The 25,572-nt window shown below is 70.3% G+C and carries 22 protein-coding genes; 12 read left to right on the top strand and 10 right to left on the bottom strand.

Translation table 11 applies throughout. The features are described from left to right. Positions 1–417: 417 nt before the first annotated feature. A complete protein-coding gene (locus QRX60_RS44220) occupies positions 418–1,287 on the bottom strand; it encodes a class II glutamine amidotransferase (RefSeq protein WP_285997444.1) in 870 nt (289 codons plus the stop codon). 134 nt (positions 1,288–1,421) lie between these two features. On the opposite strand from QRX60_RS44220, the gene QRX60_RS44215 reads away from it, so the two are divergent. The 8 genes from QRX60_RS44215 (at position 1,422) to QRX60_RS51685 (ending at position 12,808) form a co-directional block, all read left to right on the top strand. Then, positions 1,422–1,673 (top strand): YrhK family protein, encoded by a 252-nt coding sequence (locus QRX60_RS44215; RefSeq protein ID WP_285997443.1) that lies wholly within the window; start codon positions 1,422–1,424, stop codon positions 1,671–1,673. Between the two features lie 138 nt (positions 1,674–1,811). After that, positions 1,812–2,141: a hypothetical protein gene (locus tag QRX60_RS44210; RefSeq protein ID WP_285997442.1), complete on the top strand. Its 330-nt coding sequence runs from the start codon at positions 1,812–1,814 to the stop codon at positions 2,139–2,141. A 248-nt stretch (positions 2,142–2,389) separates the two neighbouring features. Further along, a complete protein-coding gene (locus QRX60_RS44205; protein ID WP_285997441.1) occupies positions 2,390–3,172 on the top strand; it encodes a class I SAM-dependent DNA methyltransferase in 783 nt (260 codons plus the stop codon). Then, positions 3,169–3,705 carry a pyridoxamine 5'-phosphate oxidase family protein gene (locus QRX60_RS44200; protein ID WP_285997440.1) on the top strand — a complete coding sequence of 179 codons (537 nt, stop codon included), beginning with the start codon at positions 3,169–3,171 and terminating at the stop codon, positions 3,703–3,705. Before QRX60_RS44205 ends, QRX60_RS44200 begins: the two co-directional genes overlap by 4 nt. Before the next feature lie 47 nt (positions 3,706–3,752). Further along, complete coding sequence (tdh, locus tag QRX60_RS44195) at positions 3,753–4,802, top strand: L-threonine 3-dehydrogenase (RefSeq protein WP_332845879.1); 1,050 nt, start codon at positions 3,753–3,755, stop codon at positions 4,800–4,802. Then, positions 4,799–5,845 carry a GNAT family N-acetyltransferase gene (locus QRX60_RS44190; protein WP_285997438.1) on the top strand — a complete coding sequence of 349 codons (1,047 nt, stop codon included), beginning with the start codon at positions 4,799–4,801 and terminating at the stop codon, positions 5,843–5,845. Before tdh ends, QRX60_RS44190 begins: the two co-directional genes overlap by 4 nt. Before the next feature lie 18 nt (positions 5,846–5,863). Next, positions 5,864–12,142, top strand: coding sequence for a non-ribosomal peptide synthetase (locus QRX60_RS44185; protein ID WP_285997437.1), 6,279 nt, complete (start codon positions 5,864–5,866; stop codon positions 12,140–12,142). 33 nt (positions 12,143–12,175) lie between these two features. Next, entirely contained in the window at positions 12,176–12,808 is a 633-nt protein-coding gene (locus QRX60_RS51685; RefSeq protein WP_408630292.1) for an MbtH family protein, read from the top strand. Here the strand turns inward: QRX60_RS51685 and QRX60_RS44175 are convergent. Beyond that, positions 12,800–13,147 carry a hypothetical protein gene (locus QRX60_RS44175; RefSeq protein ID WP_285997435.1) on the bottom strand — a complete coding sequence of 116 codons (348 nt, stop codon included), beginning with the start codon at positions 13,145–13,147 and terminating at the stop codon, positions 12,800–12,802. The genes QRX60_RS51685 and QRX60_RS44175 overlap by 9 nt on opposite strands. Before the next feature lie 550 nt (positions 13,148–13,697). Beyond that, positions 13,698–14,243, bottom strand: coding sequence for a TetR/AcrR family transcriptional regulator (locus QRX60_RS44170; protein ID WP_285997434.1), 546 nt, complete (start codon positions 14,241–14,243; stop codon positions 13,698–13,700). Between the two features lie 136 nt (positions 14,244–14,379). Here QRX60_RS44170 and QRX60_RS44165 point away from each other — a divergent pair, with 136 nt between their 5' ends. Together QRX60_RS44165 and QRX60_RS44160 are read left to right on the top strand one after the other, a co-directional pair. Beyond that, positions 14,380–15,141 carry an SDR family NAD(P)-dependent oxidoreductase gene (locus tag QRX60_RS44165; protein ID WP_285997433.1) on the top strand — a complete coding sequence of 254 codons (762 nt, stop codon included), beginning with the start codon at positions 14,380–14,382 and terminating at the stop codon, positions 15,139–15,141. Positions 15,142–15,152: 11 nt separating this feature from the next. Beyond that, entirely contained in the window at positions 15,153–16,136 is a 984-nt protein-coding gene (locus QRX60_RS44160) for an alpha/beta hydrolase fold domain-containing protein (protein WP_285997432.1), read from the top strand. 178 nt (positions 16,137–16,314) lie between these two features. On the opposite strand, the gene QRX60_RS44155 is transcribed toward QRX60_RS44160, so the two are convergent. Both QRX60_RS44155 and QRX60_RS44150 read right to left on the bottom strand, forming a co-directional pair. Beyond that, positions 16,315–16,728: a hypothetical protein gene (locus tag QRX60_RS44155; protein ID WP_285997431.1), complete on the bottom strand. Its 414-nt coding sequence runs from the start codon at positions 16,726–16,728 to the stop codon at positions 16,315–16,317. Between the two features lie 215 nt (positions 16,729–16,943). Then, positions 16,944–17,786: an SDR family oxidoreductase gene (locus QRX60_RS44150; protein WP_285997430.1), complete on the bottom strand. Its 843-nt coding sequence runs from the start codon at positions 17,784–17,786 to the stop codon at positions 16,944–16,946. 101 nt (positions 17,787–17,887) lie between these two features. On the opposite strand from QRX60_RS44150, the gene QRX60_RS44145 reads away from it, so the two are divergent. Continuing rightward, complete coding sequence (locus QRX60_RS44145) at positions 17,888–18,733, top strand: helix-turn-helix transcriptional regulator (RefSeq protein ID WP_285997429.1); 846 nt, start codon at positions 17,888–17,890, stop codon at positions 18,731–18,733. Between the two features lie 322 nt (positions 18,734–19,055). Then, the gene (locus tag QRX60_RS44140; RefSeq protein ID WP_285997428.1) at positions 19,056–19,757 is read left to right on the top strand and encodes a type 2 periplasmic-binding domain-containing protein; all 702 of its coding nucleotides are present in this window, start codon (positions 19,056–19,058) and stop codon (positions 19,755–19,757) included. A gap of 256 nt (positions 19,758–20,013) precedes the next feature. Here the strand turns inward: QRX60_RS44140 and manD are convergent, their stop codons facing one another. From manD to QRX60_RS44115, 5 genes are read right to left on the bottom strand one after another with little or no spacing between them, the layout of a single operon-like run. Next, positions 20,014–21,306, bottom strand: coding sequence for a D-mannonate dehydratase ManD (gene manD, locus QRX60_RS44135; protein ID WP_285997427.1), 1,293 nt, complete (start codon positions 21,304–21,306; stop codon positions 20,014–20,016). 30 nt (positions 21,307–21,336) lie between these two features. After that, positions 21,337–22,239, bottom strand: a complete 903-nt coding sequence (locus QRX60_RS44130; RefSeq protein ID WP_285997426.1) for a LamG domain-containing protein — start codon at positions 22,237–22,239, stop codon at positions 21,337–21,339. A gap of 31 nt (positions 22,240–22,270) precedes the next feature. Continuing rightward, positions 22,271–23,518 (bottom strand): mannitol dehydrogenase family protein, encoded by a 1,248-nt coding sequence (locus QRX60_RS44125; protein ID WP_285997425.1) that lies wholly within the window; start codon positions 23,516–23,518, stop codon positions 22,271–22,273. After that, positions 23,502–24,518 (bottom strand): dihydrodipicolinate synthase family protein, encoded by a 1,017-nt coding sequence (locus QRX60_RS44120; RefSeq protein WP_285997424.1) that lies wholly within the window; start codon positions 24,516–24,518, stop codon positions 23,502–23,504. Before QRX60_RS44120 ends, QRX60_RS44125 begins: the two co-directional genes overlap by 17 nt. Further along, positions 24,518–25,561 carry an NAD-dependent epimerase/dehydratase family protein gene (locus tag QRX60_RS44115; protein ID WP_285997423.1) on the bottom strand — a complete coding sequence of 348 codons (1,044 nt, stop codon included), beginning with the start codon at positions 25,559–25,561 and terminating at the stop codon, positions 24,518–24,520. Before QRX60_RS44115 ends, QRX60_RS44120 begins: the two co-directional genes overlap by 1 nt. Positions 25,562–25,572: the final 11 nt, after the last annotated feature.

The following is a 25,572-nucleotide window of genomic DNA, read 5'->3' as shown; positions in this document are numbered from 1 at the left end:
TCGCGCCGCTCACTAAAGCCGTGCTGAGCTTGGACCCTCTTTGCACTCCCATGACTGAACTGAACGCGGAAATCGCCCGGCGCGCGATCGTCGAACACACCCGGCGCCTGGCGGAATCGGCCGCCGCAGCCGGACCTGACGCCGCCGTGCCGACAGCCCCGAAGTGGACCATCACCGACCTGGTGTTCCGTGCCGGGCCGCCACGCTCGACTACGTCCACCTCGTCGCCGTTCATCGGTGTCTCGGCTGCGACCGGACACTGGTCGCCGCGGCGATGGCCTGCGCTCCCGCCTGGCGGGGGACCGGCCTCGACGGGCTTCGCGTTCGCCGCGGTCGTCGGCTTCTGCCGCGACGTCGTCGCGGCGTTGGTCCTGGGGTGGGCGGGGTGGCTGAGCGGCATGGGGTCCTCCGGGTGGGTTACCGGCCTTGCTGGGAGGCGGCGGCGTGGGCGCCGAGGTCGTCGAGGGTGAGGGGGTGCTTCGGCGGGTGTTCGAGGATGGTGCGGCGGGTGACGACTTGGTCCGGGCCGACGTGCAGTAGTTGGCCGGGTTCGAGGTTGTGCCAGCCGGGGTCTTCGTCCATGCGTTCGCTGGCGACGACGGCGGCGCGGTGGCGGGCCAGTTCGCCGGAGCGGGCGCGGATGCGGCCGGCGGCGCTGGCGTGCTCCAGGTGCCGGTCGCCGTGTGGACCGCCGGGGGAGCGTTGCAGCACGAACAGGTCGTGGGTGTCGGGATAGCGCAGTGCCCACAGCTCGGTCGGGGTGGTCAGGATGACGTTGAGGGCGTAGATCGGCAGGTTGTCGGCGGCCCAGCGGGCGGCGGCGGTGATCCCGGCGCCGACGTCGCCGTGGTGGGCGTCGGTCTCCTTGGTGACGAGGGCGAAGAACCGTTCGGAGTCGGTGTCGCCCTCGACGAGGTGCCGGTAGTCGCCCAACCGCTGTTCCACTGCGGGGAGGTCGCCGATGACGCCGTTGTGGGCGAAGAGGCGGTCGTGCTGGACGAAGGGGTGGGTGTTGGCCGGTTCGAGGCCGCCGGTGGAGGCGTAGCGGATATGCGCGAGGAATGTCGCCGATTCGTACTGTTTGGCTTCATAAGCGAACTTCTTGTCTTCGTATGCCGCCAGCGGCTGTTTCGACACGTGCGGCTTGCCGTCGCTGTCGAAGATCCCCAGGCCGGTTCCGTCGGGTTCGCGCCGGCTTTGCGCGGCGAGGCTGTCCGGTGCTTCGAGCAGCCAGAACGTGGCGTGCACCCGCTGGGGTGCGGCGGACAAACCGAACAGACGACACATCTCTTTCCCCTTTCCCGCTTGCGGCCGCGCTGCGGATACCCGTGTCGAGGTGCGCGAACCATTCGTTGCGCTGCCGAGCTCTTGCCCCGGCCAATCGAGTGGTTGTCCGCTTTCGCGGCGGGTAGTCCTCGAGAGTGAACGTCAAGCTCTTCATCCGTGAGTTCCCTGCTGTGCACCTGGCCATCGGGGTGGTCGGCAACGTCATCTTCTTCGTCGGCAGTGTCTTGTTCATCTGGCACGCCACCGAGGTCGTCGCCATCTGGTTGTTCATCATGGGCTCGTTCGGCATGATGCTCGGCGCGGTCGGCCAGGCTGTCTACATCCACGAGCGGCACCGCCTCAACGGCGCCCCTGGCCAGGCCGCCCGGACGCACCTGCGCGGCTGACCGCGACCGGTCTTTGCTGCGTCCCGGACGGTTGGGGAGCGGTTCAGGACGCGCTGTCTTCTGGCCGAGCTGACCCCTGAACAGCGGCGGGAATACGCCGCGCACCTGGCCTGCGACATTCACTCGCCAAACGGCCAGATGCAGGTTGATCTCAGCCGCACCGGAACCGTCGCCCTGGCCGATCTGCTGGAGTTGCCGGCTACCCGGCCAGCCGACGACCCGACCGGCGCGGAAGACATCCTCAACACCACAGCGAAACACCTCGCGGTAGCCGCGGAAGCGCAGCCGGTGCAGGCAGTGCTCGGTCACCGACGGGCGCACCTCGGGCAGGTCCACCACCTGCCGGCGACGCCTGGTTCCGCGTGGCGGCCTTCGCCGGCGATGCCCAGTTCGACGGGGCGTTCTGTAGGGGGCGCGCATTCGATCCAGCTGAGCCCGGCTCTTCCGGACGACCGGGACTTGTCGTAGCCGTCGCCCTTGTCGATCGCACAGCCTGAGCTGCTGGGCGAGCTCGCTCCGTTCGAAAGTGCCGGACGCAGGCGCCACACCGGATTGCCATGGCGCGATCGCGCCCCGTGCCCGATATGTAACTCTAAGTGTTCGACGCGTCCCTCCGCTGAGCATGCGACGCACCCGATCGCTGGACTGACAGCGGTATCGACTCAACGCACACTGAGGTGCAATTTGCATTCCGAAAAATGTATAGGGGGTCATTCATGGGTGGCACCAGCGTCGATGGCAATCTTGCGGCGGCGGGCTTGGCGGGCCAGTTCGACGACCTTGCCGAACTGTACGAGGAGTTCTCTCGGCAACCGTTTCGGCAGGAGCTGGAGTTTCCTTCTGTGCTGGCGGCGCTCGGCGATGTCAGTGGTCTGCGGGTTCTTGATTTCGGTTGTGGCAGCGGGGTGTACACGAGGAAGCTCGCTGGTCTCGGCGCGGCAGTCACCGGTGTCGACGAGTCGCGGGGCATGGTCGCGTACGCGCAGCGTCGCGAGCAGGATGACCCCGTTGGTGCCCGCTACCTTGCCGGGCCGGTGCCCGCGGAGCTCGCGGGGACGATGGACGTGGTGCTCGGCGTGTACGTCCTGCCTTACACCACAACGATCGCGGAGTTGACCGGCCTGTGCCGGACCGCTGCCGACGCGTTGCGGCCGGGCGGGGTGTTCGTGACTCTGCCCATCCATCCCCGTTTCCATCGTGACGGTGACTACTACGCGCCCTACGGGTTCCGGTTGCGCGAGTCCGAGCGCAACGACGGCTCCCCGGTCGTTTTGGACCTTCGTGCGCTCGGTCACGAAGCTACTGTCACGGCACGGTACTGGACGGAGGACACGCTCAACGCCGTGCTCGGCGAAGTCGGCTTCGAGACCGTCGACTGGCTGCCGCACCGGACCTCGGCTGCCGAGACGGACGTGTCCGCCATGGCGTACTTCCGGCCGTACCTCTCGGTGCCCCATGCCGCTCTTCTCCGCTGTGTGAAAGGCAAGGCGCGGCTATGACCACAAGCAGCAGCAGATCGCTCATCCACCGCAGCGAAGATCTGATCGAGCACGCCAGGTTCATGACCCTGGCCACGTGCGGACCTGACGGGCCATGGGCGTCCACGGTGAACTACGTGCCGATGCGCCAACCGATGCGTCTGCTCTGGTATTCGCTGCGGAACGCGCAGCACTCCCGGAACATCGAGGCCGCCCCGGTCGTATCGGGCAGTGTGTTCCGCATCGGGGTGCCGAACCCGCTTGGGCTGGACGGAGCCCAGTTCACCGGCACTGCCCGTGCCGTTGACGCCGGGGAACTCGAGGAACTGGCCGAATTCTACTACCGGCGGAACTTCTCGGACGAGCAGACCAGGCAGAAGTGGCGCCTGCCGTTGGCGGAGTTCCAAGCGGACGGACCGCGCCGGTTCTATCTGGTGACAGTGACGGCGTGGTGGCTGTTCGACCTGGAGGGGTGGCTGGTCGACATGAACGACCGCCGGGTAGCGGTCGACCTCGCCGCGTTGTCCGCGGGTGGACGGAAGGTCCACACGTGACCGCCGCCGCAGCGACTGTCACCATCGCCGAGCGAGTGCCCGCCACGATGCGTGCGCTGCTGAAGGACCACGCGGGCCCCGGGCTGCGGTTGTGCGAAGTGTCCACACCCACGCCGGCGGACGGTGAGGTACTCGTGCGGGTGCTGCGGACTGGCGTGTGCGGCACGGATCTGCACATCCACCGCTGGGACACCTGGGCTGCCCGTACGATTCGGCCGCCCCTGATACCCGGTCATGAGTTCGTCGGTGAGGTCGTGGCCGCCGCCGCCGGGACCGGCGGCCTGCGCATCGGGCAGACGGTCTCCGCGGAAGGACACCTGGTGTGCGGCAACTGCCGCCACTGTCGGCACGCCGAGCGACATCTGTGCCCGCGTACGCGCGGCCTGGGGATCCTCCGCGATGGTGTGTTCGCGGACTACGCCGTCCTGCCCGCCACCGCGATCTGGCAGCACCGCCCCGGAGTCGACCTGGACACCGCTGTGTTGTTCGACCCGTTCGGCAACGCGGTGCACGCCGCACATACTTTCCCGTTGCGCGGCAAAGTCGTCGCGATCACCGGCGCCGGGCCGATCGGGCTGATGACCATTCCCGTCGCCCGCTACTTGGGGGCGCACGCCGTGGTCGTCGTCGAGCCCAGCCCGCACCGGCGCCGCCTCGCGCAGCGCCAGGGCGCGACGATCACCTGCCCCGGCAGCGCGGACCTCGCCCGCGCGTTACGCGACCTGGACCGGCTCGACGGGTTCGACGTCGGCATGGAGATGTCCGGGCACCCCGAGGCCCTGACCGAACTGCTCGCCCACATGAGCTGCGGCGGCCGCGTGGTCGTCCTCGGTCTGCCGGACCGGCCGGTGCCGACTGACTGGGCCGACATCTCGACCCGGATGCTGACGGTGCAGGGCGTGTCGGGGCGGCGCATCTTCGACACCTGGCACCAGGTCAGCGCGCTCCTGGACGCGGGGATCCGCCCGGCAGCGGTCGTCACCCATCACTTCGCTGCCGCCGATCACGTCGAGGCGTTCGAGGTGGCCACTTCGACGACGGCGGGCAAGGTCATCCTCGTGTGGACCTCGGAGCGGGACGCCGGGTACCGGGCATGAACTTCTCCGTGGCGGTCGCGACGCGGATCGCCGAACTCGACCCCGAGCGGTGGGACCAGGTCGTCGACCGGACAGGTGCGTCGATCTTCTACCACCGGGTCTTCCTGGAAGCGTTCGAGAAGTTCCCGTTGCACCCCGTGGAGAAAGCCGCCTACCTCACGGTCTGCGCCGCGGACGGGGAGCCGGTTGCGGTGTTGCCCGCGTTCCTCACCCACGGCACCGACCCCATGCACGTCCTGCACGACCATCTCCCGGGCGAGGCCGACGAACCTGTGCTGTTGTCGCACGTGTGGCACTGCTACCAGAGCACCTTGCCCACCGTCGTGGGAAACGCCGGCTCGTGGCCCGCGGCTGTCACCGTCCTCAGTGAGCTGGCCGGCCAATGGGGCGCCGCGGCCCACGGGTTCGTGAACGTCGACCGGCTCGACCCGTTGTCGGCGTGGCTGGACCGGGCCGGTCATACCGGTGTGGACATCGAGGTCGGTTGGGGCACCGACCTTTCCGGCTGTCCCAGCATCGACGTGTACCTCGGCAGGCTGAGCGCCAAGCGCCGCGGCATCATGCGGCAGTACCTGCGGCGCGGGGACAGCGCGGGGGTCCGGCGCCGGTGGATGCCCGCTCGCGACGGTGATCTGGACGGGTTCGTGCGGCTGGCCCGGCACACCGCGACGAAGTTCGACAATGCCGACTACTACCAACCCGGCCTGTTCCAGAACTTCGTCGCCCACCTCGGTACCCATGCGTGGCTGGAGGAACTGCGCATCGACGGCGAGCTGGTCGGTGCGGCGCTGGTGTTGTTCGACCGGCGCCGCACGCATTTCTTCGCCAGCGGTTTTGATCTGGCCGCCTGCGACCGGTTCAGTCCGTTCTACCTGCTGTTCGCCGGCGTCGTCGAGGAAGGGATCCGGCGAGGCCTGCCGTGGCTGGCCGCCGGCCGCCGCAACCCCGACTTCAAGCGCCGTCACGGCTTGACCTCGACCGTGCTCCGAGCACACCTGGCACGAACGGGCCCGCTGATGTCGGCCAGCGTGCGGGCGTTCTAGCGGAAGGACAAGCATTCCATGAGGGACTGGGTGATCCCGGCGGCAGCGCCGGGCAAGGCCGGCGTGCCCGTGAACGCTTCGCCGGCGGAGCTGTTCGCGCAGCAGGTCGCCGCCGATCCGCACGCCATCGCGGTGTCCGGCCCGGCCGGTGAGCTGACTTACCGCGAGCTCGACCAGCGCGCCAACCGGCTGGCGAGGCTGCTGGTGGCCCACGGTGCCGGGCCGCAGAGACGGGTCGCGGTCGCACTGCCGCGGTCCGCTGATTTGATCGCGGCGATGCTGGCCATCGTCAAGATCGGCTCGGCATATGTCCCCGTCGACCTCGGCCAGCCGTCGGAGCGCGTCGCGGTACTGCTGGCCGATGCCGACCCCACGGTCGTGATCACCAAGGACGCACCGCTACCCGTAGACGTCGGTTCGCCGGCTCGGACACTGGTGCTGGCAGCCCCTGCGACACGCGCTGAGCTGGCCGCCCTCGGCGAGGACGACCTGGTGGATGAGAACGCCCTGGGTTCGGTGTCAGCGAGCAACGCCGCGTACGTGATCTACACGTCGGGTTCGACGGGCAAGCCCAAAGGGGTGGTCGTCACGCAGGCCGACGTCGCGATGCTGGCCGCTGACCGGCGGTTCGCGAATGCCGCGCACCGCCGTGTCCTCGTGCACTCGCCGCACACCTTCGACGCGTTCACCTACGAGCTGTGGGTGCCGCTGCTCAACGGCGGCACCGCCGTGCTGGCGAGGCACTCCGGGCCGGACATCGCCGCGCTCGCCGCGAGCATCAGCGGCGGGCAGGTGACCGCCGTGTTCCTGACGACGCGGCTGTTCGAGCTGATCGCCCAGGAAGCGCCGGAATGCCTCGCCGGGGTGCGGGAGGTATGGACCGGGGGAGAGGCGGTGCCCGCCGACGCGATACGCCGGGTCTTCGCGCAGTGCCCGGAGACGGTCGTGTTCGATGTGTACGGTCCGACCGAGACGACGGTGTTCGCGACGTGCCACCGCATGGTGCCTCCCGGCCCGGTGCCGGACGTCGTACCGATCGGGCGACCGCTGGACGGCAGGCACGTCCACGTCCTCGACAACGCTCTGGCGCCGGTGCCGCCCGGCGGCACCGGCGAGCTGTACCTCGCGGGTATCGGCCTCGCGCAGGGGTACCTCAACCGGCCGGACCTGACTGCCGAACGCTTCGTCGCCTGCCCGTTCGGTGCGCCCGGGGAACGGATGTATCGCACCGGCGACGTGGTGCGGCGTGAAGTCGACGGGACGCTGGTGCACCGGGGCAGGAGCGACGACCAGGTGAAGGTGCGCGGCTTCCGCATCGAACCGGGCGAGGTCGAAGCCGCACTGCTCGGCCTGCCCGGTGTCGCGCAGGCGGCCGTGGTGGTCCGCGAGGACGTCGACGGCGACAAGCGCCTCGTCGGATACGTCACCGAGACCGGTGCCGCGGCGGTCGACGTCGACCGGATGCGGCGGGAGCTGACGCGCACCCTGCCGGAATTCATGGTGCCTTCCCTGCTGGTGGCGATCGACGTGCTTCCCCTGACTGCCAATGGGAAGACCGATCGCCGGCGGCTGGCCGAGCGACCGTTGCCGCGGCGGGGAACGGCGGCCTCCGTCCCGCCGGAGGAGCAGACGCAGTGTGCCGTCGCGCGAATCTGGGCCGACGTTCTCGGCATTCCGTCGATCGGCGCACACGACGATTTCGTCGAACTCGGAGGCAACTCACTGCACGCGGCGCGGATCACGCACCGGATCCGCCGGTCCCATGGGGTCGACATCGGATTGCCGGCGATCTACGAGGCGTCCACCGTGGCCCGGCTCGCACGCCTCGTACACGACGCGGACCACACCGCCACCCCGGACGTCCCCGTCCAGCGGCGGCCACGTCCGGTCCGCGTGCCGCTCTCGGCGGGGCAAACGCGGTTGTGGCATCTCAACCAGGTGGACGACACCGACCCCAGCTACCACCTGGTGTTCGTCATCCGGCTGAGCGGCACGCTCGACCGTGCCGCACTCGAGACGGCGATAGCCGACATCGTGGCCCGCCATGAAAGCCTGCGCACGGTCTTTCCCGCCGAGACGGGTGTGCCGGAGCAGCGGATCCTGAAGCCGCACCCGAGCCGGGTCGGCCTGGTCGTCGAGAACATCACGGGCTCGGCGCTGTCCGGCCGGATCCACGAGCTCGCGGTCGAGCCGTTCGACCTCACCCGTGAGCCGCCGCTTCGCGCCACCCTGCTGCACACCAGTCCCGACGATGCGGTCCTGTTGGTGCGGATCCACCACATCGCCTGTGACGGCTGGTCGGTGCGCCCGTTGTTCCGCGACCTGGAGCACGCCTACCGGGCAAGGGTCACCGACCGGCCGCCGACGTGGGCGGCACCGCCGCTCCAGTACGTCGACCACACACTGGCCCAACTGGCCCGGCTCGGTCGGGACGGCGACCCCGAGAGCTTCGCCCACCTCCAGCTGGCGTACTGGCGCCAAACACTGCGCGGCTTGCCCGCGCAGCTACCCCTGCCCTCGGACCGGCCACGGCCGGCCTCCCCGACCAGCCGCGGCGGACGGGTCACAGCGACGTGGGACGCCGCCCTCCACCGAGGGCTGCTCGCCCTGGCGCGGGACAACCAGGCAAGTCTGCTGGTAGTGCTGCAGGCCGGTCTCGCCGCGCTGCTGACCCGCTACGGCGCCGGCGACGACATCCCGCTGGGCACCGTCACGGCCGGGCGCGCCGACCAGCAGCTCGACGACCTGGTCGGGTTCGTCGTCAACACCCTGGTCCTGCGCACCGATACCTCGGGTGACCCGGCGTTCACCGCGCTGCTCGACCGGGCACGCCGGACCACCTTCGACGCGCTTGCCCACCAAGACGTGCCCTTCGACCAGGTCGTCGACGCGCTCAACCCGCCACGCTCGGCAGGCAGGCACCCCCTGTTTCAGGTCGCGCTCGCCCTGCAGAACATGGCCTGGGCGGAAATCGACCTGACCGGGACGCCGGCACGGGTCGAGGAATGGCCTGCGGGTGGGGCCAAGTTCGACTTGCTGTTCGAGTTCTGGGAACAGCACGACGGCCGTGGCAGGCCGGCGGGTGTCGTCTGCGTGGCCGAGTACCGCACTGATCTGTTCGACCCGGTCACTGCACGAGGACTGCTGGACGGCCTGCGCCTGCTCCTGTCGTCAGCCGTGACCGATCCCACCCGCTCCCTCAGCGAGCTGACTATCAGCCCGGCTCCGGCTCAGCGCTCGGCCGATGACCGTACCGGAGATCGCACAGCAGTCGTCGCGGAGGTTTTCGAGCATCAAGCAGCACGTACCCCGGATGCGGTGGCGACGGATGGCCGTGACGGCACGACGACCTACGTACGGTTGAACGCCCGGGCCAACCGGATGGCGCGACTGCTGGTGTCGGCCGGCGCGGGGCCGGACACCGTTGTTGCGCTGGCACTGCCGCGCTCCACGGAACTGGTCGTGGTCATGCTCGCTGTGGCGAAAGCAGGCGCCGCCTACCTGCTCCTCAATACGGACCATCCCACCCGGCGGCTCACGGCACTCCGGGCCGACGCCCGTCCGGCGGTCGTCGTGACCGACCGGGCGCACCGCCATGCCGTTCCACCCGGCAACAGCCCGGTCCTGGTGCTGGACGACCCGGCCACTACCCGGGCCGGTGCCCGGCAGGATCCCGCAAATCTGACCGACGCGGACCGCCGGGGGCCCGTGCGTGCCGGACACGCCGCCCATGTGATCTATACGTCCGGCACCACCGGTGCCCCGAAGGGCGTCGTCCTCACCCAGGCTGATGTGGTGGCGATGGCACTCGACGACAGGTTCGCGGGCCCGGCGCACGCGCGGGTACTGGTGCATTCACCGCACACGTTCGACGCGTTCACCCTCGAGCTGTGGCCGCCGCTGCTGCGCGGCGGCACCGCCGTCCTCGCCGCCTGCGACGACCTGGACCTCATTGCACTGGTGGAAACGATCATCGACGAACGGGTCACCGCCCTGTTCCTGACCGCGCGACTGTTCGAGGCGCTGGCCACCCAGGCGCCGAGGTGCCTGGCAGGCGTCCAGGAGGTCTGGACCGGTGGCGAGCAGGTCCCGGCGACCGCCGTCCGGAGGGTGCTGGCGTGCTGTCCCACCACCACGGTGGTGGACGCGTACGGCCCGACCGAGGTCACGGTGTTCGCCACGACCCATCACATCGGCCCGGGCGAACCGGTTCCCGGGAGGATCCCCATCGGCACGCCACGAGACGGTGTCCGGGTCCACGTGCTGGACACCGCGCTACGACCGGTGCCCGCAGGCGTGTCCGGGGAGCTGTACGTCGCGGGAACGGGGATCGCCCGCGGATACCTCAACCAGCCGGCACTGACCGCGGAACGTTTCGTGGCCTGCCCGTTCGGCCCGCCTGGCGGCCGCATGTACCGCACCGGCGACCTCGTCCGCTCGACAGCAGACGGCGCGCTGGAGTACCTAGGCCGCGTAGATGACCAAGTGAAGGTCAACGGTGTGCGGATCGAGCCTGCCGAGGTCGAGGCCGCGCTCACCGCTGAGGCCGGAGTGGACAACGCGGCCGTGATCGCGCGCCCGGGCAGCGCCGGCAGCTGCCAACTCGTCGGCTACGTGGTGTCCAGTGGTGCAGCGCCACTGGACCTCGACGCCGTGCTTCGCAGGCTTACCGGCACACTCCCGGGATATCTGGTGCCTTCGGCACTGGTGCAACTGGGCTCACTACCACTGACATCACACGGCAAAATCGACAAGCGGGCCCTGGCCCGGCGTGCCAACGAGGCACAGGAACAGGCGATCACCACGCACCCCCGCGACCCGATCGAGGAACGGGTCGCGGACATCTGGTCGCGAACCCTCGAGCGCGACGGCATCGGGGTACACGACAACCTGTTCGACATCGGCGGCAATTCACTGCACGCCGCCCGCCTCACCGCGGAAACGATGCGGGAACTCGGGATCAGCCACGACCACAGTGGCCGCTTGATGCGTGCTTTGTTGCACACACCCACGGTCTCCGCCGTAGCCGACGAGGCCAGGTCTCTTCTCTTGGCACACCCGGGAACCGCGCCCGGGCAGCGGCGGGAGATACCCGATTTCGTGGCCGACGCCGAACTGGCGCCGGACATCCACTTCGCAGCGGTCACCGCGCGGAAAGCCGACCCGCGGCACGTCGTGCTGACCGGTGCCACCGGATTCCTGGGTACGCACCTGTTGCGAGAACTGCTCGACACCACGGGAGCCACTGTCAGCTGCCTCGTCCGAGCCCGAGACGACCGTGAAGCGCGCCGCAGGGTCCTGGACAGCGCTCGCAAGTGGGCCGTACCGATCACCGACGAGAGCAGGGTCGATGCGATCGCCTCGGACCTCGGCCTGCCTCGGTTCGGCCTGTCGGTCGAGCGCTACCGGCGTCTCGCCGGGGCCGACCTGATCTACCACAACGGCGCACACGTCAACTTCCTCTATCCCTACAGCGCGCTGAAGCAGGTCAACGTCGAAGGCACCAGGGAGATCATCCGGCTGTCGTCGGCGGGCGGCGCCGTGCCGGTGCACTTCGTATCGACCCAGGCCGTGTTCTCCTCCCTGGGCCTGACCGGGGTGCGGAGCGTGGACGAGGAGACCCTGCCAGCGCGGCCGGACCAGCTGTTCATGGGCTACCCGGAAACCAAATGGGTGGCCGAGACCATGCTCCGCACGGCCGCCGACCGCGGCATGCCTCTCAACATCTACCGCCCCCATGACGTCACTGGTCACACGAAAACCGGGACGTGGCCCTGCGACACCTTCCTGAGTGGACTGTTGCGCTCCTTTGCGGACCTTCGCGTGGCGCCGGATATACGACTCCCGCTCGACTTCACCCCCGTCGACCTCGTGACCAGGTCGCTGGTCCGGATGTCACTGCACCAGCGAGCGGCCGGTGGAACGTGGCATCTGAACAATCCCCGGTACGCGTTGCTCGGTGAGTTCGTCGAGCAGCTCAACGCGGCGGGGCATCGTGTCGAGACGGTACCAATGGACGAGTGGGGGCGGCGCCTGATCGCCCACACCGACCGAAACCCGGAGTCCGCCATGGCGCCCTTCGTGCCGCTGTTCACGGAACGATGGGCGCCACACGACCTCACCGTCGTGGAGTTCTACCTGGAAGAGCGCATGCCGAGGCTGCGTTGCGCCCGCACCTGGGCCGCGGTCAAGGCAGCCGGTGGACCTCCCGGGACGCCACCAACGGCGGATCTCCTCCCGTTCTGTATCGAACAACTGACCCGCCGCGAAGCCCCGACGCCCGGGGCGACATCGTGACCGAGTACGCGTGCCTGGACTTCGCCGGTGGCCATGGCATCGGTCCCTGCGACCACCAGGCGGCCGTGTTGTGCCCCTTTCCCCCGAGCCAGTTGGTACCGGAGCCGAACCGGTACCAGGCATTCAGATTCCCGCCGGGTGACACGCCTCGCCGAAGGGACGGGAACTTCGACCGCCCGTAGGGAACGGATGACTTTCCGTCACCGCGTGCCCGGGGTACCGGGTGCTCCCGCGCCTCCCGCGAAGCGGCCTCTTTGCGTGGGGAGCTGTCGAACTCACCTGGCACAATCACACTCCACCGCAGACAACTCGCGACGCACGGCACCCGCGTTCCGGAATCACTGCAGCTCTTGTCCACAGGCAGGTATTCTCGATTGCCGCAGACAACCTTTCGGCCACTGCGGAGAAAGCAGGTCCGTCATGACCGATAACCCCTTCGACGACCCCGACGGCACCTTCCACGTGCTCACCAACGACGAGCTCCAGCACTCTCTGTGGCCCGCAACGATCCCAGTTCCCGACGGTTGGATCGTGGCCCTTCGCGGCGTCTGTCGGAACGAGGCCGTCGAGTACGTCAACACTCACTGGACGGACATCCGTCCTGCGTCATTGCTGATCGGTTGTCAAGGCCCTGCGAATTCTGGGACTGCAAAACGCTCACTGTAACTCCCGGCGGGGTATGGTCGCGCTGCCGCGGGATTCTTCGAGTAATCCGCGGGCTGGCCCGGAGCACCCTCCTTCACATTTCCTGTTCGACCAAGACTTGGTCGAACAGGCGAGGCTGCTGGTGATCGACAGCTTCAGGTCGACGACGGCGGTGAAGCCGCCGCGTTCGGCGAGGTATTCCCGGTTGGTGAAGTGGCGCGGGGCGTAGACGACCACCGCGCGCCGGCCGGAACCGGTGAGGCACATGTTCCCGATCCACTGGTCGGTCTCGACGCCGGGCTCCGACAGGGTCGCGACCGTCCGCCACGCGTAACCATCGGCCGAGTCGGCGGCCAGCACGTGCAGACCGGTTCCCCACATCAGCACTTCAACAGGACTGACCGCTCTCACCTGCAGACCACCGAAGCGGTTGCGTGTACTGCGGCCCCTTGGGCAGGCGAGCGACGTTTTCCAGCCTGACCTCGGGGCAGCGAGATGCGCGAGCGTGGCAACACCAGGGAGCCCGGTCTTTCGTCGGGCGACAGGACAGCCGCGTGCAGCGCGGCGTGTGAACTCCCGGGCCGGATCGCAGTGGCGTCCCTGCGCACGGCATTCCTCGCAAGACCGTCTGGGCAGCTCTCCGTCGTCTCGAGCTGCTCGTGACCTGGAGTCAGCTCGGCCCAACCGGGATCACGCCGCATCTGGTCGAAGTGCACGGTTCGTCGCACCGGGCGTCTTGTTCAACCGCCAGGAGACGCTTTTCTGCGAGGTGCGGGCTTCGTCGGCAATCCCTTCCGAAGTGGGGGCTCGTGGCGGTGGCAAGCTGGACGGGGGTGCCGGACCTGGCATCGAGTATCTATTTAGGACAGTCCGAAGGTGTTGGGCTGCATCGTGAGAACGGCGACCGGCGTCACTTCAGGGCGTTCGTGGCGAGCCGTAGGTCGGTGAAGGCGCGGTCGATGTGGGTGTGCAGGTCCTCGGTGCGGTCGGCGCCCCAGCGGCGGATGGCGATCGAGTACGTGTCCATGCCCACCTGGGCGTACAGGGCGGCCTGCGGGCCGGGGACGCCGCGGGCCCGCAGCGCGTCGGCGAGGGAGGCGACCAGGAACGCGCCCTTGGACAGTGCCCGTTCCTGCAGGGCCGGAGTGGTGGCGATGACGGGTGCCCGCCGCTCGGTGACGGGCAGGTTGCGCTCGATCAGCGGCACGACTTCGTGGAACGCGGCCCGCAGCGCGGGCAGTGGTTTGACGCCGGCGGGGACCTCGGCGACGGCGCCGGTGAGCAGATCCCGCAGCTCGGTCTCGCCGTCGAAGAAAACCTCGCGCTTGTCGGCGAAGTGGCGGAAGAAGGTGCGCTCGGTGACCCCGGCGCGGGCGGCGATGTCTCCGGTCGTGGTCTTGTCGTAGCCGCGCTCCAGGTACAGCTCGAGCGCGGCCTCTTGGAGCCGCAGTCGCACTTCATCGCCTCGTCGTGACACGTCCGGAACCTTATCACAAGTGTCAGTCACTGATGCTTATTGCGTCAGTCTGTGACTCAAGTTAGTGTCAGTGACTGTCCTAGAAAGTGTCAGTTACTGACTTTGGAGAGATGTAGTGGAGCAACGTTTCGCGGGGAAGGTGGTCGTGGTCACCGGTGCCAGTTCGGGCATCGGTGACGGCATCGCCCGGCGGTTCGCCGCCGAGGGGGCCGCTCTCGTCCTGGCCGCGCGGCGGATGGACCGGTTGGAGGCCCTCGCGGCCGACATCGGTGCGGACCGGGCGCTGCCCGTCGCCACCGATGTCACGAGCCGGGAACAGGTGCAGCTGATGATCGACGCCGGCGCCGACCGGTTCGGCGGGATCGACGTGCTGGTGTCCAACGCCGGGGTCGGACTCGTGAAGGAGTTCGAGGAGACCACCGCGGCCGACTGGCGGCTGATCATGAGCACCGACGTCGACAGCTGCTTCTTCGGTGCCCAGGCGGCACTGCCGTACCTGAAGGACAGTCGCGGCAGCATCGTCCAGATCGCCTCCGCCTCCGGCCTCGGGGGCGACCGCAGGCTCACCGCCTACAACGCCGCCAAGGGCGCGGTCGTGAACCTCACCCGCGGGCTCGCCTTCGACCTCGGCCGGTTCGGCATCCGGGTGAACACCATCGCCCCGTCGCTGACCGGTTCGGCGGAGCTGGCGACGAAGTACGCCGGCCTGGTCGAACGCTTCGACCGGCGCCGGGCTCTGGCCGGCGCCGGCACGCCGGCCGACGTCGCCGGCGCAGTCACCTTCCTGGCCTCGGACGACGCTCGCGTCATCACCGGAGTCGTCCTGCCCGTCGACGGAGGCATCACCGCCGGCAGTGGCCAGCCCTCCCTGTTCTGAAAGGACTTCTTGTGCCCGGTACCCACAGCATGCTCGACCAGGAGCTCGCCGCCGCGTTCGCCGCCCTGCCCAAGGTTGCGAACGGCACCTTGCTCGACCTCTCCGACATCCCGGCGTTACGCGCACAGCTGGGCGCGGCCACGGCTCACCTGCCCGCGACGCCCCCGGACCCGCGGATGACGATTTCGACACTGCGGATCCCGCGGGACGACCGGACCGAGCTCGAGGTCGTCCTGTACCGCCCGGCGGACGCCGAGCACGTCCTCCCGGCCCTGCTCTGGTTCCACGCCGGTGCCCAGGTCCTCGGCGACAGTGCCCGCGCCGACGACGCCTACCACACCGCGCTGGCCCTGAGCCTCGGGTGCGTCGTGGCAGCCGTCGCCTACCGGCTCGCCCCGGAGACTCCGGCTCCCGGCGCGGCCGAGGACGGCTATCTCGCCTACACCCACCTCGTCGAGCAGGCCGCCGGCCATCGGATCGATCCGCATCGGATCGGACTCGCGGGCGCCAGTGGTGGCGGCGCGCCCGCCGCCGCCACCGCGCTCATGGTGCGCGACCGCCGGGCCATGCCGCCGTGCTCGCTGTCCCTGCTCTACCCGATGCTCGATGACCGTCTCGAGACGGCGTCGAGCGCGGAGGCCGCCTCCGAGGTCGTCTTCACCCACGCTGACATGCGGTACGCCTGGGCCGCGGTACTGGGCGACCGGGCCGGTGCGGATGACGTGGACCCGTACTCCGCGCCCGGCCGGGCCACCGATCTCGCCGGCTTGCCGGACACCTTCGTCGCCTTGGCTCAGTTCGACCTGCTGCGGGACGAGGGCATCGACTTCGCGCGACGGCTGATCGCCGCCGGTGTTCCGGTCGATCTGCACCTCTACGCCCGAGCGTTCCACGCCTGGGACCGCTTCGCCCCGGCGTCGGCCCTGACCCGCTCGTTCGAGCAGGCCTGGCACGCGTTCGTCCGGCGCGGCACATCCGGCAAAAGTCCTTTGTAGACGTTCGGTGACGGGTGCGGTGGACGTCTACCGTCCGGAGGCGCCGGGCGGGTACCCCGTTCTCCGCGCGAGTGCGTTGCCCGCGGGCCGACGGCCGCTGTCGGCCCGCGAGGCTCCGTCACCACGCCCCTCCGAAGAGAGGGGCTCTGGTGGGAGAGCTCCTCGGGCGGGACGGGGTTCAGGAGCGGTGCACGTCCTTCGAGGGCAATTCGCCGCGAGTGCCGAGGTCGCCGTCGGCGGACGCGGCCGCGACGTAGGCGCCGATCCCCGGCAGCGCGTGGTTCCGGTTGCCGACGCTGAGCGCCTCGGACGCAGTCAGGAAGAACCAGCCGCCGCCGAAGCTCATCATCCCGTTCCAGACCAGCGGGATCATCCCGCTCGGCACGTCGACCCGCCAAAACGCCTGCGAAGTGAAGACCGCGAAGACCGCGGCGCACTCCAGGCCCAGCTCCGAACCCGGGAACAACGCGATGAACCCGGTGATCGTCACCGGCAGCACCCTCTCCGCACGCCGCAGCCGCGCCGCGGCGGTGGCGTAGACGAACGTGAAGACCACGGGCAGGACGAGAACAGCCGGACCCTCCTGCAGCATTTCCTGAGTGAGCACGCACCACTCGGCAGCTGACGTTCGACCCGTCCCTGCCGGGCCCGGGCGAGCACCCAGCTACAGCGGCCTGAACGTCAACCAGCTTGCGACGCGCGACACTGGTTCACGGGAAGCACGACGCGGTCGTGATACCGGATAATCGAAGACTCACCAGTCGCCGGTATCGCCGCCGGCACCGTGACCGACGTCCAGCGCCGGGCTCAGAGCCCCATCGTGTGGCGCACCATCCGGTCGAGCAGGCGATCGGACACGAGGTGCGTCAGCCGGGTCATCACGGCGGCGTCACGACCGACCGTGTAGCGGGTTCGCGGCTTCCGCGCCCGGATCGCCTTCGAGACGACATCGGCGACGAGGGACGCGTCCAAACCGTTGCTGCCCCAGGATTCCGTGGTGGCGCGGAAGGCTTTCGCGAGCCCGGCGTAGCGGGCTCGCTGCTCCAGGGTCATGCCCGCGATCAGCCGTTCCCCCGTCGCGTTTCCGCGTTCGGCCAGCTTGGTGCGGATCGCACCGGGGATGACCACGGCGACGGTGACACCGAACGGCTCCACCTCGCGACGCAGGGAGTCGCTGATGGCTTCCATGGCGAACTTCGCGCCGGAGTACGCGCCGAAGCTCGGCATGGCGACCTTCCCGCCGGTGGAGCCGATGTTGACGACGCGGCCCTTGCTCCGCAGGAGCGCGGGCATGAAGGCCTGGATGACCGCCACCTGACCGAACACCGAGACGTCGAACTGCCGGCGCCACTCGGCCAGCGGTAGCGCCTCGATCGGGGCGTTCACCGCGATCCCGGCGTTGTTGACCACCGCGCGCAGCGGACGGCGGTCCGCGCGGACCGTGTCGGCGAGCGCGGCCACCTGATCCTCGTCGGTGATGTCGAGCAGCACCGGTTCGATGCGCCCGGCCTTCACCTCCGCGGCGGCTGCCTCGCTCCGGACGCCTGCGAGGACGTGGAAACCGTCGGTGGCCAACCGCTGCGCGGTCGCCCGCCCGATGCCGGTGCTTGCGCCCGTGACCACCACGAGCTCGGAGTGGGTTGCGTTCATGGGACCACCGTGCGCCGCAGCACACGCGAGAAACAGCCACGGCATGTCCTGGTACAGCGAGTACCACCACGAACGAGGTGCGCGGGCGCACAATGAACCGCATGGATGATCTCGGCCGGGCGCTGCGGACGTGGCGCGATCGCCTCGAACCCGCGAGCGTGGGCATCCCGCACAAAGCGCCCCGGCGTGCCCCGGGACTCCGCCGCGAGGAAGTGGCCGTCCTCGCCGGCATCTCGATCGAATACGTCGTCCGGCTCGAGCAAGGACGCGCGGCCAAGCCGTCCGCCCAGGTCTGTACCTCGCTGGGCCGGGCGCTGCAGCTGTCGGACGCCGAGCAGGCACACCTCATGCGGCTGGCCGGGCACTCGGCCGACCCGCACCGCGTTCCCCGGCTGATTCCCGGCAGCGTCCGCCGCCTGCTGGAACGGTTGGCGAGCCACCCGCTCGCCGTGTACGACGCCACCTGGCAGTTGCTGCACTGGAACCCGTTGTTCGCCGCGACCTTCGGAGACCCGACGACGGTGACCGAGGACCACCGCAACCTGCTGCTCATGCACTTCGAGGGCATGCCGAACCCCGCGCGGTTCAGTCCTGAGGACCGTGCCGCGTTCGAGGATTCCCTCGTGGCGGACCTGCGAGCCACGACCAGCCGGTACCCCGACGACCCGGACGTCGAGGCGCTGATCACCCGGCTGCGGCGGGTGCCCGGCTTCCGGCAGCTGTGGGCAGCCGCGTCGGTCGCCGAGCACCAGAGCGGGCACAAGCTGATCGAGCACCCCGAGATCGGCCCGATCGACCTCGACTCCGACGTGCTCACCACACAGGGCTCGAATCTGCGGGTCGTCGTCTACACGCCCCGCCCGGGCACCGACGCCCGGGACAAGCTCGACTTCCTGGCGGCGATGGGCACCCAGCGAATGGCCTCCGACCGCAGTCAGGGGCTCTGATCCGGTGGATCGGGCCGACACGCCGCTCTCGGACGCGGCGGCAGCGACCGCGAGGAGATGGTGGCGGCACCGCCTTCGCCCGCGAGGCCGGGGCAAGCGTGACGCTCTTCGCGGATCAGGTGGGCCAAGCCGGTCACGACGCGCTTCGCGATGTCCGGCGGCCACTCGAAGCTCAGCACCACCGCCCGCTGGTGCGCCGGTCCGTGCCGTCCGGCCGCAGGCAGTGAAAGTTACCTGCGCGGGACCGCTCGCGGGGGCGGGTTGCCGGATGCACCGTGGGCACCGGAGCCCCGGCCCTGTCCACCGCGACAACCTCGCGGTGGTGCAGTCCTTGCGCGACGCGCTGCCGCAGGTGATCAAGGACACCGGCGTGATCCGGTTCGCCGGTGATTCCCATCCGCCTTATCGCACGGTCGCGGAGAACGGGACGGTCACCGGGCTGTCGGCGGCGCTGCAGGGCATGCTGGGCAACCGGTACGGCCCGGTCAAGGCCACTGCCGAACGCGAGAAGCAGTTCGACACGATCACCTGGATGACCACCCGCACGGCCTACGTGTTCCCGGTCGACTCGACCGCCGGGACCACCCGGACCGAAGACCCCTGCGGCAAGCGGGTCGCGGTGGTGACCGCCAGCGTCGTCGAAGAGCAGCTGAACAAGCTGTCGCGGTTCTGCACGCAGAACAAGCGCCCGGCCACGCAGACCATCGGCCTCGACGACACCAACGGCACGCTGCTGGCCACCCGCTCGGGGCGCGCGGACGCGGCGGGGATGACAGAGGCCGCGGCGATCGACGTGACGCGGCGCCAGGGGGCGTACAAGTACGTCACCCAGACCGAAGCCCAGGGCGCGACCAAGGACGATCCGGCGTTGTACGTGCCCAAGTCCTCGAAGCCGGGTCCGGTGCTGCAGCAGGTGTTCGAGGAGCTGTTCGAAAACGGCACCTACGTCGGGATCATGTCGCGGTGGGGGCTGAACCGGGTCTCGGTGCCCGAGCCGGTGTTCAACGCGGCGACCTCCGGCTGACCGAACACCCGCCGCTGGATCTCGCAGCGGCGGTCCTCGAGCGTGTTGTCGAGGACCACCGTGACGGCTCGACCACGCGGCGCCGGCCGAGACCGTCGCGGTGGCGGTGCACGACGTCCGGCAGGCCGGGGGGAGCGGGCCCTCGTGGTCGGTGGCGGACCGATCGGACTGCTGATCGCCGTTGTCGTGTGCCGGTCCGGGGCAGACGTCCTGCTGGCCGAGCCCCACCTGCTGCGAGTGGAAACGGCGCCCACCGTCACCAGTCGTGCATGGCGCCGTCCAAGCTGAGGCGGTTCACGGGGAGGTACGCGCGGGCGTACGGGTGTGCGTCGGCCACCTCGTCGTCGTACTCGACGCCGAGACCCGGCTGCTCGCCCGGGTGGAGCAGGCCGTCCTCGAACCGGTGGGTCGGCCGGAACACCTCGTCGGTTTCCGCGGAGTGCTTCATGTACTCCTGGATCCCGAAGTTCGGGAGGGCGATCCCGAGGTGCAGGGCGGCGGCGAGGCCGACGGGGGAGACGTCGGTGGGGCCGTGGACGCCGGACTTGATCTGGTACACCGCCGCGTAGTCGAAGATGCGCCGCAGCGCGGTGATCCCGCCCGCGTGCGTGACCGGGGAGCGGACGTAGTCGATCAGCTGCTCCTCGAAGAGCTCGCGGTAGTCCCAGATCGTGTTGAACACCTCGCCGATCGCCAGCGGCGTGGTCGTGTGTTCCCGAACCCGCCGCAGCACCGCCGGGTTCTCCGCGGGCGTGACGTCCTCGAGCCAGAACAGGTCGTACGGCTCCAGGGACTTGCCCAGCCGGGCCGCCTGGATCGGCGTCAGCCGGTGGTGGGCGTCGTGCAGGAGCGGCAGGTCGGGGCCGAACTCGGCCCGGACCGCTTCGAACACGCGGGGAGCGTGGCGCAAGTACGCCCGGGTGTCCCACTCCTCCTCGACCGGCACGTCGGACCGGCGGGCCGGCTCGTGGTCGTAGCGGGTGCCGCCGCCCACGCCCGCGTGGGCACTGGACGCGACGCCGTACACCGACCCGAGCCCGGGGATCCCGGTCTGGATCCGGATGGCGCGGTACCCCTGCTCGAGGTGGGCGCGCACCGAGTCGAACAGCTCCGGCAGGTCGGCGCCGCTGGCGTGCCCGTAGGCCAGGCAGCCGCGCCGGCTCCGGCCGCCGAGCAGCTGGTACAGCGGGAGCCCCGCCAGCTTGGCCTTGATGTCCCACAACGCGGTGTCGACGGCGGCGATGGCGGCCATGGTGATCGGGCCGCGCCGCCAGTAGGCGCCCCGGTAGAGGTATTGCCAGGTGTCCTCGATGGCGTGCGCGTCGCGGCCGATCAGCAGCGGCGTCACGTGGTCGGCGAGGTAGGACGCCACGGCCAGTTCGCGGCCGTTGACGGTCGCGTCGCCGAGCCCGACGACGCCGTCTTCGGTGCGCAGGCGCAGGGTGACGAAGTTGCGGCCGGGCGAGGTGACGAGCACCTCGGCCGACGCGATCCGGGTGCCCGCGTCGCCGGTTTCGGTGGCGGGCGGGACGAGCTGGGTGGCGGTCATGACGAACTCCTCCGAAGTCGGGGTGCCGGGTCAGGTGGGACGGCCGGGGTGCGGGCAGGGCCGGTGCCCGTGGCCGTGGCCGCCGCGAGTGCACGCCGCGGTCATGGCCGCCGTGTGGGCCGCGATCCGTTCGGCGCTGAGCTCGTGGTCGTACACGGCGACCTTGCCGACGGCGCCGGCGAACCAGGACCCGAAGTCCCGGGTGCCGACGCGGAAGGGCGCGGTGCCGCGGGCCGGGGTGATGACGGTGCCCGAGATTTCGAGCTGGTCCTGGTCGCGCAGCACGCCGTCGCGGTAGATCTTCGTGTAGCCGTGCGGATATTCGGTGCTGGTGTCGGCGGAGTCGATGACCAGGACGTAGTGGATCCACTGGCCGGCGGTCACCGCGTCCTGGAAGTACGAGCCCGCACCGAGGCCGCCGTCGAGGTTGAAGGCGTAGCCGGAGACGCGGTTGGGCCGGTTTTCGGTGGTGGTCTTCGAGTACATCCGGGCGACGTACTCGTGCTGCCCGGTTTCGCCTTTGCCCATCCAGTGCACGTACCCGGAGCTCTGGCTGTGCGGGAACTCCAGCGTGTCGGGCCGCATCCACGCTTCGAGGGTGAACCGGCCCGTGGTGGCCGGGCTCAGCACCGGGTTGTCGGCGACTTCGAGGTAGCCGGTGGCGCCGTCGAAGTCGGCCGCCCGTTCGCCGTCGGGGAGGGTGGCCGCCGAGCGCGTGCCGGCGTAGGCGCCGGTGAGCCCGTGTCCGCTGACGTCGTTCTCGTGCCCGGTGGCGGCGCCGTCCATGCGCCAGTACGCGGCCGGCTGGTCGGCGAGGACGGCCGCGTCGTAGCCGCAGGCCGCGGCTTCGGCGACCGTGCCGCCGGTGGCGGTGAGGAGCCCGGCGGCCAGGGTGACCGCCGCGGCGAGGAGGAGGGGACGTGGTGAGCCCATCTGACACCTGCTTCGGGTTTGGGGGAACGGGTCATCTCCCGGACGGGGAGCCGAGCCGGGAGAGTTCGAGAGCGGCCAGGTCGAGCCCGTGCCGCAGGCGGCGGTCGGCGGCCCAGCCGGGCGCCAGCCGGTCGAGGGCGGCGTCCGGCCGGGGAGCGTCGCCGGTGTGGGCCAGCCAAGCCGCCACGACGCGCAGGGCCGGGCCGGGATCGGCGCCGGCCGCGAGCAGCTCGGTCACCAGCGGGACGACGCGTTCCCGCAGTTTGTGCTCGGCGTCCTGGGCGATCTGCGCGAGCGAGTGCTGGATCCGGCCGTTGGCGAACCGGGCGCGTAGCCGCTTCCGGTAGGCGGCGGCGTCCGGCACGCCGGGCGACGCGGCCGCCCAGTACTCGTCCGTGAGCCGGGCGAGCTCGGGATCGGCGATCGCCTCGGCGACGGTCTCGTGTCCGCGGGCCGGTCCCGCCATGGCCAGGAAGAGGTGCGCCCCGTTGAGCAGCCGCAGCTTGCGCCGCTCGAACGGGCGGATGTCGTCGACGACCGTCGTGCCCGCGCGCTGCCAGTCCGGGCGGCCCGCGGGGAACTCCCCGGCGAGGACCCACTCGGAGAACGGCTCGGTGACCACCGGGGCCCGGTCGGGCCAGCCGGCCGCCGTGGCGACCAGGTCGACGTCGGCGGGCGTGGCCGCGGGGGTGATGCGGTCGGAGACGGTGTCGACGAACGAGACGTGATCCGTCATCCACGCGAGCAGGTCACCGTCCATTTCGGACGCCAGCACGGTCAGCGCCGAGCGGATCCGCGCACCGTTGGCGAGGACGTTGTCGCACGGCACGACGGCGATCGGACCGGCGCCCGAGCGCCGCCGCGCGTCGAGCGCCCGCAGCAGCCGGGAAGGTGCCGTGCGGGGCACGCGGCTCTCGCGCATCGCGGCGACGTCCTTCTCGTCGACGACGTACCCCGCTTCGGTGATCGTCAGCGTGATCACCGCGACGCCGGGGTCGGCCACCAGCCGGTCGAGCTCCGCCGCCCGGTCCGCGCCGTACGCGGCCACGAGCGCGGTCATCCGGTGGAAGGCGTCGGTGTCCGGGCCGCGTTCGACGAGCGTGTAGACGTGGTCCTGGGCCGCGAGCGTCCGGGCCAGGCGCGCGGACCGGCCTTGGACGGCCGCGATGCCCCACTCCGGGTCGCCGAGCTGCGTGTACGCCACCTGGTGGGCGCGGTGGAAGGCGCCGAGTCCGAGGTGGACGATCCGCACGGGCGGCCGGTCAGCCGAGCCAGTCATCGCGGTGCTCCCTCACGAAGGTTTCGTCGAACAGGTGCGGGAAGCGGTGCCGGGCCTGCTCGATCAGCTCCGCCTGGCCCGGAGACAGCCGCTCGGCGGTCGACAGGCACCGTGATGAACCGAGAAGTCCTTGCTGGCGAAGGACTTCGTTCACGCCCGCGACGCAACCGGCGAAGCCGTGGGCGACGTCGAAGACGGCGGCGTTCACCTCGACGAGGTCGGCGCCCGTCGCCAGGATGTCGGGGCTGACCGGACCGGCGGCGAGGCGGCGCAGCTCGGCGGCGGCGTTCGTGCCGACCGCCCACTGGCCGAGCAACCCGCCCGACACGCGCAGGACCCGGCCAGCTGCCCCGCGGTAGGGCGTGACGAGGTCGGCGACGATCGCGTCGTCGTTGCCGGTGAGCAACGCGATTTCGTTCCACCGGTCGTGGTCGAGCAGCGCGCGGGCGATGTCGTTGGTGCGGTACCGGTCGAACGGCGCGGCCTTGACGCCGACGACCGAGCCGAGGTCGAACAGGCGGCTCCAGTACGACTTCGGCAGCTCCGGCCCGCCGACGGCTTTCTGGAGCGCGAACCCGATGGTGGGCAGGACTTCGCCGACCGCGCGGGCCCGGTCCAGGAGGGCGTCGGGGGAGGGGACGGCCATCCCGTACGGGCAGAGCAAAACCGCGTCGTAGCCCGCTTCGGCCGCCAGCGCCGCTTCGCGGACGGCCTGGGCGGTGTCCCCGATGACGCCGGCCACCAGGAGCGGCTGCCTGCCTTCGTCCACCGCGGTCCTGGCCGCGAGATCGAGCACGGTGGCGAACAGCTTTTCGTCGTCGTGGAGGGCGAACTGCGTGGTGTGCACGCCCACGGCCAGGCCGTCCACGCCCGCGGCGAGGTAGTACCGGGTGAGGGCGCGCTGGGCGCGTTCGTCGAATTCGCCGCCGCCGGTGACGGCGAGCGGGTGCGCGGGGACGGTGACGCCGGCGAGCAGCCGGTCGCGGACCGCGGCGGTCATCAGTACCGCCCCTGGCGCTGCTCGAACTTCGTCGCCTTGCCGAGCTGCCTGCCGCCGCCCCGGACCCACTCGGCCGTCCACGCGATGAGGGTCCGCGCGGCGAGGCTGGGGTAGCCGAAGCGGGCGAAGCAGTCGCCGGCGTCGTTGAGCAGCGCGTCGGGCGCCTCGCTGCCGGTGAACTCGACGTCGGCCGCCATGGCCTCGGCCAGCAGCGAGGCGATGCGGCGCACCGGGATCGTCTCCGGACCGGTGGCGTTGAGCACCGGCGCCGCGGGGTCGGCGAGCAGGATGCTGCGCAGCGCCCAGGCGCTGACGTCGCGCTGCCAGACGACGTTGACCGCCGGCATCGTCACGTCGACCGGGCGTCCCCCGGCGATCCGGGTCGCGATGTCCGCGAGCACGCCGTACCGCAGTTCGCAGGCGTAGTTCAGGCGGAACATCACCGTCGGTGTGCCCCACCGCTCGGACGCCGCCGCGAACACCCGTTCCCGCGCCAGGCACGACTGCGCGTATTCGCCGTTCGGCCGCGGTTCGTCCCGTTCCGTGCAGCCGCCGTGGGCCAGCGGGGTCAGCGGGTAGACGTTGCCGCTGGAGTAGACGACGGTGGGCACGCCCCGGTAGCGGTCGGCCACCATCGCCGGGATCGCCGCGTTGGTCCACCACATCCGCTGCTCGGCGCCCGTGGTGCCGAACTTCAGCGCCGCGAGGTGGAACACGCCGGCCGCGTCGGGGAGTGTCCGGACGCTGTCCGGATCGCCGAGCTCGGCGCTGTGCGTGCGGACCCCCTGGCGTTCGAGGGAATCGCGGACGTCCGGTTCCGACCACCTCGAGACCGCGTGGACCGTCGCCGTCGAGCCGGCGGCGTCGAGGGCCCGCCGGGCCATCAGCGTCATGGTCGGGCCGATCTTGCCGCCGGCGCCGAGAAGCACCACGTCGCCGCCCAAGGCCGCGAGGTCCGTTCCCACGCCCTCGAGCGGCGCGGAGAGCAGGTCTTCCAGCTGGTCCTCGTCCTTCGGAGCCGCCGGGTGGGGCGTCTGTTTCATCCGTTTCCTCC

The organism is Amycolatopsis mongoliensis, assembly GCF_030285665.1.
Classification (GTDB): Bacteria; Actinomycetota; Actinomycetes; order Mycobacteriales; family Pseudonocardiaceae; genus Amycolatopsis; species Amycolatopsis mongoliensis.
Note: the sequence above shows the minus strand (reverse complement) of the source record. Positions and strands in the feature narration are given on the sequence as shown.

Excerpts from the sequence above, each read along its gene's own strand:
- QRX60_RS44155 (WP_285997431.1), bottom strand. The coding sequence starts at position 16,728 with ATGCTGCAGGAGGGTCCGGCTGTTCTCGTCCTGCCCGTGGTCTTCACG.
- QRX60_RS44150 (WP_285997430.1), bottom strand. The coding sequence starts at position 17,786 with ATGAACGCAACCCACTCCGAGCTCGTGGTGGTCACGGGCGCAAGCACC.
- QRX60_RS44205 (WP_285997441.1), top strand. The coding sequence starts at position 2,390 with ATGGGTGGCACCAGCGTCGATGGCAATCTTGCGGCGGCGGGCTTGGCG.
- QRX60_RS44210 (WP_285997442.1), top strand. The coding sequence starts at position 1,812 with ATGCAGGTTGATCTCAGCCGCACCGGAACCGTCGCCCTGGCCGATCTG.
- QRX60_RS44145 (WP_285997429.1), top strand. The coding sequence starts at position 17,888 with ATGGATGATCTCGGCCGGGCGCTGCGGACGTGGCGCGATCGCCTCGAA.
- QRX60_RS51685 (WP_408630292.1), top strand. The coding sequence starts at position 12,176 with ATGGCATCGGTCCCTGCGACCACCAGGCGGCCGTGTTGTGCCCCTTTC.
- QRX60_RS44185 (WP_285997437.1), top strand. The coding sequence starts at position 5,864 with ATGAGGGACTGGGTGATCCCGGCGGCAGCGCCGGGCAAGGCCGGCGTG.
- manD (WP_285997427.1), bottom strand. The coding sequence starts at position 21,306 with ATGACCGCCACCCAGCTCGTCCCGCCCGCCACCGAAACCGGCGACGCG.
- tdh (WP_332845879.1), top strand. The coding sequence starts at position 3,753 with ATGCGTGCGCTGCTGAAGGACCACGCGGGCCCCGGGCTGCGGTTGTGC.
- QRX60_RS44120 (WP_285997424.1), bottom strand. The coding sequence starts at position 24,518 with ATGACCGCCGCGGTCCGCGACCGGCTGCTCGCCGGCGTCACCGTCCCC.
- QRX60_RS44130 (WP_285997426.1), bottom strand. The coding sequence starts at position 22,239 with ATGGGCTCACCACGTCCCCTCCTCCTCGCCGCGGCGGTCACCCTGGCC.
- QRX60_RS44190 (WP_285997438.1), top strand. The coding sequence starts at position 4,799 with ATGAACTTCTCCGTGGCGGTCGCGACGCGGATCGCCGAACTCGACCCC.
- QRX60_RS44115 (WP_285997423.1), bottom strand. The coding sequence starts at position 25,561 with ATGAAACAGACGCCCCACCCGGCGGCTCCGAAGGACGAGGACCAGCTG.
- QRX60_RS44220 (WP_285997444.1), bottom strand. The coding sequence starts at position 1,287 with ATGTGTCGTCTGTTCGGTTTGTCCGCCGCACCCCAGCGGGTGCACGCC.
- QRX60_RS44200 (WP_285997440.1), top strand. The coding sequence starts at position 3,169 with ATGACCACAAGCAGCAGCAGATCGCTCATCCACCGCAGCGAAGATCTG.
- QRX60_RS44125 (WP_285997425.1), bottom strand. The coding sequence starts at position 23,518 with ATGACTGGCTCGGCTGACCGGCCGCCCGTGCGGATCGTCCACCTCGGA.